At 57.9% G+C, this 8,637-nt stretch carries 8 protein-coding genes; 7 read left to right on the plus strand and 1 reads right to left on the minus strand.

Translation table 11 applies throughout. The annotated features are described in order from the left end of the window. A partial coding sequence (locus EXR70_24130; protein MSP41585.1) for an IS110 family transposase occupies positions 1–130 on the plus strand: 130 nt, incomplete at its 5' end. 123 nt (positions 131–253) lie between these two features. On the opposite strand, the gene EXR70_24135 is transcribed toward EXR70_24130, so the two are convergent. Then, a complete protein-coding gene (locus EXR70_24135) occupies positions 254–1,606 on the minus strand; it encodes a hypothetical protein (GenBank protein ID MSP41586.1) in 1,353 nt (450 codons plus the stop codon). A 128-nt stretch (positions 1,607–1,734) separates the two neighbouring features. Between EXR70_24135 and EXR70_24140 the strand changes: the two genes are divergently transcribed. From EXR70_24140 to EXR70_24165, 6 genes are all read left to right on the plus strand, one after another. Then, entirely contained in the window at positions 1,735–2,865 is a 1,131-nt protein-coding gene (locus EXR70_24140) for an ABC transporter substrate-binding protein (GenBank protein ID MSP41587.1), read from the plus strand. A 247-nt stretch (positions 2,866–3,112) separates the two neighbouring features. Further along, entirely contained in the window at positions 3,113–4,075 is a 963-nt protein-coding gene (locus tag EXR70_24145; GenBank protein MSP41588.1) for an NAD(P)-dependent oxidoreductase, read from the plus strand. 137 nt (positions 4,076–4,212) lie between these two features. Next, positions 4,213–6,012: a thiamine pyrophosphate-binding protein gene (locus EXR70_24150; protein ID MSP41589.1), complete on the plus strand. Its 1,800-nt coding sequence runs from the start codon at positions 4,213–4,215 to the stop codon at positions 6,010–6,012. Positions 6,013–6,124: 112 nt separating this feature from the next. Then, on the plus strand, positions 6,125–6,709 hold the full coding sequence (locus EXR70_24155) for a c-type cytochrome (GenBank protein MSP41590.1): 585 nt from the start codon (positions 6,125–6,127) through the stop codon (positions 6,707–6,709). A 78-nt stretch (positions 6,710–6,787) separates the two neighbouring features. Further along, the gene (locus EXR70_24160; GenBank protein ID MSP41591.1) at positions 6,788–6,979 is read left to right on the plus strand and encodes a hypothetical protein; all 192 of its coding nucleotides are present in this window, start codon (positions 6,788–6,790) and stop codon (positions 6,977–6,979) included. A gap of 98 nt (positions 6,980–7,077) precedes the next feature. Continuing rightward, positions 7,078–8,460, plus strand: a complete 1,383-nt coding sequence (locus EXR70_24165; protein ID MSP41592.1) for an amidase — start codon at positions 7,078–7,080, stop codon at positions 8,458–8,460. The last annotated feature ends 177 nt before the right edge of the window (positions 8,461–8,637 follow it).

Below are 8,637 nucleotides of genomic sequence, written 5' to 3' on the forward strand. Positions count from 1 at the left end.
ACGGCTGAGAGCTAAGGGCAAACTGTTCAAAGTTGCTCTGGTCGCTTGCATGCGCAAGCTCCTCACTATTCTCAATTCTATGATCAAGCATAAAACTCGCTGGTCTGATTCTTTTCTTCAGCCCACTTGATTTTCAAGACAGTTGCTACGGACGGAATCGAAATTATCTTCGGCGGCATTCGACCCTGACAGCTCATAACGACGAGGTTCTTTAGCCGGAAATCTCTTGTAGGGGCGTATTGCATACGCCCTCTTACAAAAAATACCCGCCCACCACGGCTTCCTTCCAACTTTTGATCACCGACGGCACGATGCCCGCAGGCAGATCTTTCTCCGCTTTCCAGAAACTGTGCACGCCGGCGCCGAAGCGGGTGATGGCGATTTTGGGGGCGGGCTTCATGGCACGGAAGCCGGGGAGGATCACTTCGTTGTAAACTTCCGGGCTGTGGTCACGGCTGTCTTTCGATATTTCGAAGAGAAACGGCGGGACCGGTTTTACGTTAGGTCCTGACATTTCCCGGGTATAGCCGACGAATTGGTTTACCAGCGCTTCGGTTTCGTCTTTGTTCATCTTCATTCTTGCCGCGCTGACGCGCGCGCCGTCGGCGAGGGAACCGGTGATTGCGTGGGTGACCAGATATTCCGCTTTGAATTGCGGGCGATTTTTTCCTCGCTGCCAGGCGTCGAGGACATCTTCCATGATCGCCGGCAGGCGCATCAGCGCGCTCGGTCCTTCCTGGCCGAGGGCTTCCGGTCCTTGATAGCGGGCGAGGTCGCGCCAGGTGCGAATGTAAAGTTCGTCGAAGGGGTCGCTGCGCGGCTTGCCTTGTTTTTCCGGCTTATCGTAGCCGGTGATCTTGCCGAGCTCGCCGCCCCAGACGTCGCGGCCAGAGCAAAGATAGCCGAACGGCGAATGTTCCGTGGCGCAGACGCCGGCCATGTTGGGGATGCGCTGGGATAACATGCAGATGAACGGGCCGCCGGTGGAATGGCCTTGACCGTAGATAGAAAATTCGCCGACGGGAAAATGGCGCGCGCAGGCTTCAATCATGCCGGCTTCGAATGCTGCGGGCCAAGCGGCCATGCGATACCAGAAAATCGTTTCCGGCTTGGCTTTGGCCAATGTCCGCGTGCCGTAGCGGTTGCGCTTGCTCGGATCTTTGACGACGGTGTATTGATCCGGCCCGATCAGCTCGCCTTGCTTCCAGATCGGCGTGCGCACGGTGCCGTCGGCATGGATCGTGTCGTCCGGCCAGTCGCGGCTGGCATCGGGAAAATAAAATCTTCCGGGAAATGTTCCGGCGATGACCCGGCAGCCGTATTTGCTGGCGAGCAGTTTGGCATGGCGCTCGATTCCTTTGAAATCGCTCGACCCGCCGTGCAGCAGGAAAAAGCCGATCTTCTTGCCGTCGGCGCCGCTGGGAATTTTCCCGGCGTCCACCGGTTCGTGCACGACCATGCCCAAGTCCCAATCCATGCCGAGCACATTGATGCGGAAAATATCTTCCGTGCTCTTGATCGCGATGTCGGGCAGGGCCAAAACTTCGTCGGTGTCTTTGATGCACTGTTCGCGCGCGATGAATTCAGGTGGTTGCCATTGGCTCATGATAGGCGTCTCCTTATTACGATGGATGTTTCTTGGATTAACTCGCGCGGGCAGTCTAAGTCAATCGCGTCGCTAGACAAGCGAGCGGAAAAGCGGATAGAAAGACGGAAGCGAAAAGATTTGCAGTGATGGAGTACGGGAGTGTTGGAGTAATGGATATTCGAAACGGAATGATTAAATCTAATATTCCCCGCTGCTTGCGGCGGGCACAACTAAATGGGGTTTCCAAAGGGGGCGAGCATCCCCTTTGGTCGCGAGCGGGGTTCATACCCCGATCGCGAAATGCCGAGTTGATCACCGCATTAGCGATTCTCTTGCTGGCGAGTGCGCTCGGCCATGCCGCTGAGAAACTGCGCGTCGCCACCGGCGGATTTTCGCCGAGCGTGCCGCCGTATATTTCTTTCGCCAAGCCGTTTCTGCTCAAGCAGGATATCGAAGTTGAAGATATCTTGATGAGCAGCGGCACTTTGTCGGCGCAGACTTTGGCTTCGGGGCAGGTGAAAATCATCGTCACCACCAGCGCGGTGGTGCCGCAGTTCAATATCAACGGCGGCGACATGGTGATCGTTGCCGGCACGATCAACAAGCTGCCCTATCAAATCGTCGCGCGCGGCGAGATCAAGACGCCGGCGCTGCTCAAGGGCAAACGCGTGGCGATCAGCCGGTTCGGTTCGTCATCCGAGTGGCTGGTGCGGTTGTCGTTGACGAAGATGGGTTTGGACCCTGACAAAGACGTGTCGATCATTCAAATCGGCGGGCCGAGCGAACGGCTGGCGGCGTTGCTCAACAACGCGGTGCAGGCGACCTTGCTCGGCCCGCCGACCAGCACTCACGCGGTGCGCACCATGGGCATGGTACAGCTCGCCGATTTGACCGAATCCGAAACCACCTATCCGTTGCAGTCGGTGATCACCACGCGCGCCTTCGTGAAAGAAAATCGCCCGCTGGTGAAACGATTTCTGCGCGGCCTCGGTTTGGCGTTCAATCACTACCGCGAGCGGGCGCAGGACGGTATCGCCTTTCAGATGAAGCAATTCAAATTGCCCAATGACCTTGCCGAGGCCGGCTATCGCTCGTCGGTGCGAGTGATGGAGCCGGAGTTGAAACCGCCGGATAATTCCGCCCTCGATCTCGTCGTCAAAGAACTCGCGGTGCGCATCGAGAAAGCGAAGACGGTGACGCCGGATGAATTAAGGATGGTCGACGACTCGATCCGCGTGGAGTTGGTGAAAGAAGGGATCTTCAAGTCATCAAGATAGTTGGCGTGACGTCAATCGTTTGATTCCGTCATACCGGCGCAGGCCGGTATGGCGATCTTGGAACGCTTTGTTCGGTTCTCTCTCCCCTTGCGGGAGAGAGTTAGAGTGAGGGCTCTTGGAATGCGTGCCCTCACCTCAATCCTCTCCCAGAGGGAGAGGATGTAATCCAGGGAAAATCTGCCCCCAGCCTTTGCAATGGATAGCGTAGTGATAATAGAAGATAAGAGATCGACGGAGGATTGAAGGTATGAAGGTTCTCATCACGGGCGGCATGGGCGTCAACGGTGCGGTGACCGCGCGACTGATGGTGCGCGACGGTTTGCGTCCCCTATTGATGGACAACCGGGTCGATTACACCTTGATCGAAGACATCAAGAATCAAGTCGACATCGTCACCGGCGATATCTGCGACCAGGCGGCTCTGGAAAAAGCCGTCGATGACTTCAAAGTCACGCACATAGCCCATCTGGCGGCGTTGATGCCGGAACCGGCGGAAGCCAACCCGCGGCTTGCGGTTCGTGTCAGCTTCGACGGCATTATCAATATTCTCGAAGTCGCCCGCGCCAAGGGCGTCAAGCGAGTGGTTTATACGAGCTCGAAGGCGGCCTATGGTGAAATCAATGGTGAAGAAGGGCCGCCCAACTATAAACCCGTGAACGAAGACTATCGCAAGCAGCCCGCCGATCTCTATGGCTCGATGAAAGTCGGTTGCGAAGAACTCGGCAGATATTATCGCGAAACCTATGGCATCGAGTTCATCGCTCTGCGCTTCGTGTCGATCTATGGACCGGGGAAAGAAGCGCGCCATGGGCCGCTGTCGTTCTACGGTCAATTGATCGAGCGCGCGCGCGAAGGCGCCAAGTGGGTGATCCCGCAGGGGGGCGATCAATTGAACGATGCGGTCTATGTCGGCGATGTTGGCCGCTCGGTCTATCTTGGTCTCAAAGCGCCGACGCCGAAGGAGTGGACGTTTAATATCGGCACGGGCAAGGCGAGTACGCCGCGTGATTTTTTGAACGCCACGGCGAAGCTATTTCCAAATCATAAAATTGAACTCGGTCCAGGGCCGAGCAAATTGGGCAGAAGTAAACAGAGTTACTGCATCTTCGATATCTCGGCTGCGAAGCGGAATATCGGTTATGAGCCAGCGTACACGGTCGAGCAGGGCGTGAAAGATTACGTCGAGACGTTGGATCGGTTGGGCAGATAGGATAAAGACGACTCACCACGAAGGACACGAAGGGTTCGGAAAATTATTTCTCCGAACTTCGTGCTCTTCGTGTCCTTCGTGGTGAAAAATCAGTTTCGATTACACTGGCAAATTGGCAATTCATTGACGGAGGAACAATGGCAGAGACACCTAAAGGCGGCGGCGAAATTTGGTCGGCGGGGATCGGCCGCAAGAGCAATGCGCAGTATGGCTCGGACTTGATGCTCGAAGTGCTGCGTGAGTTGGGGATTAAATATATCGCGCTCAATCCCGGCGCGAGCTACCGCGGCTTTCATGACTCGATGGTCAACTTCGAGCCCGGCAAGGGGCCGGAGATGATCATGTGCACGCATGAAGAGATCGCCGTGGCGATCGCCAACGGCTACGCGCGCGCCACCGGCGAGATCATGGCGACGGGATTGCACAACGTCGTCGGCTTGCAGCACGCGAGCATGGCGATCTTCAATGCCTGGTGCGACCGCACGCCGATTTTTAATCTCGGCGGCGGTGGGCCGCAGGATTCCACACAACGGCGCTCCACCGATTGGGTGCACACGGCGAATGTCCAAGGATTGGCCGTGCGCGAGTATGTCAAGTTCGACGACCAGCCGACGACCGTCGACGGCGTCGCCGAGTCGTTCTTGAAAGCGTATCGCATCGCCATGACCGAGCCCAAGGGGCCGGTTTATATTTGTCTCGACAGCGACGTGCAGGAAGCCAAGATCAACAAGCCGATGGTGGTGCCCCACGCGCAGCTGTTTCGTCCGCCGGCGGGCGCGGCGGCGAATCCGGAATCGTTGAAGACAGCGGCGCGTTTGCTCGCCGAGGCGCAGTGGCCGGCCATCGTCGCCGGCGAGTTGGCGAAGAATCCCAAATCGCTGCCGCCGATGCTCGACTTGGCGGAAGCGTTGGGCGCGCCGGTGGTGGATACCGACGGCCGTTATGCTTTTCCCAGTACTCATCCTTTGAATCTCACCAACGCGCGCGAAGACGCATTGCAAAATGCCGATGTGGTTCTCGCCTTGGATGTGCCCAGCTTGGGCGTGCCGCTGGGACCGTCAGTGCGAGAACGCGGAACGTTTGCGCCGATCGTGTCGCCTTCATGCAAAGTGATTCACATCACCCAGCTCGATCTCGAACGGCAGAGTTGGGTGAGCGACAACATGTGGCTCTTACCGGTGCATGTGCCGATCGCGGCGGACACCTCGGTGGCGTTGCCGCCGTTGCTCCAACAGGTGCGCGAGCGTTTGGCGGCGATCCCCAATTCCGCCAAGCAAGTGCAAGAACGGCGCGCCAAGGTTGAAGCCATTTATCACGAGACGCGCAAGAAAAGCGCCGAGTGGATCAAGAAAACTTGGGATGAAAAGCCGATCTCTCAGGCGCGCTTCTTCAGCGAGATCAATCAGCGCGTGCAGGGGAAATCCTGGGCGCTGGTCTCGGCGCATGGACGGCGCTGGCGCGAAGTGATCGAAGTGAGCGAGCCGGCCCACGGCATGGGCGGCGGGCGCGGCGGGGGCGTCGGTTACGGTCTGCCCTCCTCCATCGGTTCGGCCCTCGGTTTCAAAGAGAGCGGCCGGCTGTGCGTCAGCATTCTCGGCGACGGCGATTTCTTGATGACATCGAATGCGCTGTGGACCGCGGCGAAATATCAGATTCCTTTGCTCGTGGTGGTGCTCAATAATCGTTCCTACTACAACGACGAAGAACATCAGGAGCGCATGGCGCGGGCGCGCAACCGGCCGGTGGAGAACAAGGGCATCGGCATCCGCATCGAAGATCCGGCGCCGGATCTGTGCGCCATCGCGCGGGCGTTCAGCGTCGATGCCTTCGGGCCGATCACCGACCCGGCGGAACTCGGCGCGGCCCTCGACAAAGCGATCGCGATCGTGGCTAGCGGCAAACCGGCGGTGGTCGATGTGATTACGCAGCCGAGATAGTCGTGAAAAATTTAGGATTCGGATGGTTGGCCGCAAAAAGCGCAAAAGGCACAAAAAAATTAATCTTGTAGGGGCGAATAATATTCGCCCTGGGGTGGCGGTCCAGAGGGAAATGTTTAACGGTATTAAAATTTTTCTAATCGGCGCTTTGTTGGCGACGGTGGGGTGCGGGGAAAAGCCGCCTACCGCGCCGACTCCAGTCGAGCGCGGCAAGTATTTGGTCACCATCGCCGTCTGTCATGATTGTCATACGCCGAAGATCGAGGGTCCGGGCGGCAAACCGGTTCTCGATGAAAAACATTTGCTCTCCGGTCATCCGGAGAAAGCGCCGTTTCCAACTTGGACGCCCGACGACATGAAGCAGCGCAACGCCGTGGCACTGACCAATCCGATGCTGACCGCATGGGCCGGACCCTGGGGCGTGAGTTTCGCTATCAATTTAACTCCCGACAAAGAGACCGGCATCGCCGAATGGAGCGAGGAAAGTTTTATTCAAGCGCTGCGCACCGGCAAGCATCAAGGGCAGCCCAACGGGCGCGAGATTCTGCCGCCGATGCCTTGGCAATTCTTCAAATCAATGACCGACGACGATATCAAGGCGATCTACGCATACCTGCGGACGATTCCGGCGGTGAAAAATCAGGTGCCGCTACCGGTGGTACCCGGCGTGCCGCCGGCACCGGAAGCGAAACAATGATCGCGTGGGCGAAGTGTGGTCATTTCTAATATTCTTTGTAGGGGCGACCGGCGGTCGCCCGTTCGAGAGGGGAAACAGATGAACAAACTCATCGAGCAAAATCTAAAAGCGGTGCTGGAGCGCGAAGGCTTGGTGCCCAAGGCCGGCGACCTGGAACAGTTCAACGAGATTATCGAACTCTACATGGAAAATCTCAAACAGCTGCACTCGGTGAACTTGGGTGCGGAAGAATTGGCTCCGGTGTTCCGGCCGGAGTGGACGGGGAAGTGAGTCGGAAGTCGGTGGTCAGTAGTCATTTGTCGGAATCGCCGGAAAATCTCTTTTGCGTGATTCGCGCTGATTGGGCGTTGGTTTAGGAAGGGGGCGTCATGGCCGTCGCAGAAAAACCGCTTTACTATTTATCGATCGATGAAGCGCAGCAATTGATTCGCGGGCGTAAGCTTTCGCCGGTGGAGTTGACCCGCGCGGTGCTCGATCGCATCGCCGCGGTCGATGATAAACTGCATGCGTACATCGATTTACTGTCCGACAGCGCGCTCAGTGAAGCGAAGAGCGCCGAAGCGGAGATCGCCAAAGGGAACTGGCGCGGGCCGATGCACGGCATTCCCTTCGCCGTGAAAGATCAGTTGGATGTCGCCGGCTTGCCGGCGCGGGTGCGCCAATTCACCGAAGGCGTCGGCGATGCCACGGCGGTGCGTAAGTTGCGCGAAGCCGGCGCCGTGCTGCTCGGCAAATTGCACATGAGCAGTCTGCCCGGCGACCTGCCGTTGCCGCGCAATCCCTGGAACACGGATCATATCACCGGCGGTTCGAGCACCGGCGCGGGCGCCGCGGTGGCGGGCGGACTTTGTCTCGGCGCTCTCGGCGAAGACACCGCGGGATCGATTCGCAATCCGTCGGCGTTTTGCGGTATCGCCGGTTTGAAAGCCACCTACGGCCGGGTCAGCCGCCACGGCCTGGCGCCGCTCAGTTGGTCGCTCGATCACTGCGGGCCGATGGCAAGGGCAGTCGAAGACTTGGCGCATATGCTCAACGCCATCGCCGGCCACGATGTCAACGATCCGACTTGCAGCGAGGCGCCGCTGGTCGATTACACCAGCGCGCTACGCGACGACGTCAAAGGTATGACTATCGGTGTGCCGCGGGATTACATCGACGCCTGCGCGCCACGCACGGATGCGATCGTCTTAAAGCGCGTCGATGAAGCGATCGCAGTATTGCAATCCATGGGCGCGAAGATCGAAACAGTGAAGACGCCGACGCTGCATCTGGCGACCATCGCCAATGCGGTGATTTACTACAACGAGTTCTGGGCGGCGCACAAAGGCGACGCGGCCTGGGTGTTGGCAAATGGCGCGGCGCAGCGGCGCGCGCGGATATATCTCGGTCTGCTCACCGGCTCGGCGGATTATATTCAAGCCCAGCGTATCCGCGGCCGCTGCCGCGCCGAACTCGCCGAAGTTTTTCAGCGTGTGAATTGCCTGGCGCTGCCCAATCAAGCCGGCCCGGCGCCGCTGGTTAAAGACGTCGGTGCCATCGATACTTTATACAAGCATGTCCAGCCGGAATATCACGGACCGTTCAATTTAACCGGCCTGCCGACGTTATCCGTGCCGTGCGGATTTTCAGAAAATAGTCTGCCGATCTCGTTACAGTTGGTCGGCAAAGCCTTTGACGAGGTGTCGGTGCTGCGCGCGGGTTACGCTTATCAACAGCAGTTGAAGTGGTACAAAAAAAGACCAGCAATCTAGGCAAGAGGTAACAGGCATTAGGCAATAGTTATGACGGCCTTCCGATTGTCTTACTGTTGCCTAATGCCTAACTTGAAGGAGAACGAATTATGGACATTCAACGAATCAATCCGCGCGAATGGAACTGCAATGCCGCGGTGTTTGGCGACTTGGTATTTTGCTCAGGTATGGTTGCCG

The organism is Deltaproteobacteria bacterium (assembly GCA_009692615.1).
Lineage (GTDB): Bacteria > Desulfobacterota > Binatia > UBA9968 > UBA9968 > DP-20.

Excerpts from the sequence above, each read along its gene's own strand:
- EXR70_24135 (MSP41586.1), bottom strand. The coding sequence starts at position 1,606 with ATGAGCCAATGGCAACCACCTGAATTCATCGCGCGCGAACAGTGCATC.
- EXR70_24140 (MSP41587.1), top strand. The coding sequence starts at position 1,735 with ATGGAGTACGGGAGTGTTGGAGTAATGGATATTCGAAACGGAATGATT.
- EXR70_24145 (MSP41588.1), top strand. The coding sequence starts at position 3,113 with ATGAAGGTTCTCATCACGGGCGGCATGGGCGTCAACGGTGCGGTGACC.
- EXR70_24150 (MSP41589.1), top strand. The coding sequence starts at position 4,213 with ATGGCAGAGACACCTAAAGGCGGCGGCGAAATTTGGTCGGCGGGGATC.
- EXR70_24155 (MSP41590.1), top strand. The coding sequence starts at position 6,125 with ATGTTTAACGGTATTAAAATTTTTCTAATCGGCGCTTTGTTGGCGACG.
- EXR70_24160 (MSP41591.1), top strand. The coding sequence starts at position 6,788 with ATGAACAAACTCATCGAGCAAAATCTAAAAGCGGTGCTGGAGCGCGAA.
- EXR70_24165 (MSP41592.1), top strand. The coding sequence starts at position 7,078 with ATGGCCGTCGCAGAAAAACCGCTTTACTATTTATCGATCGATGAAGCG.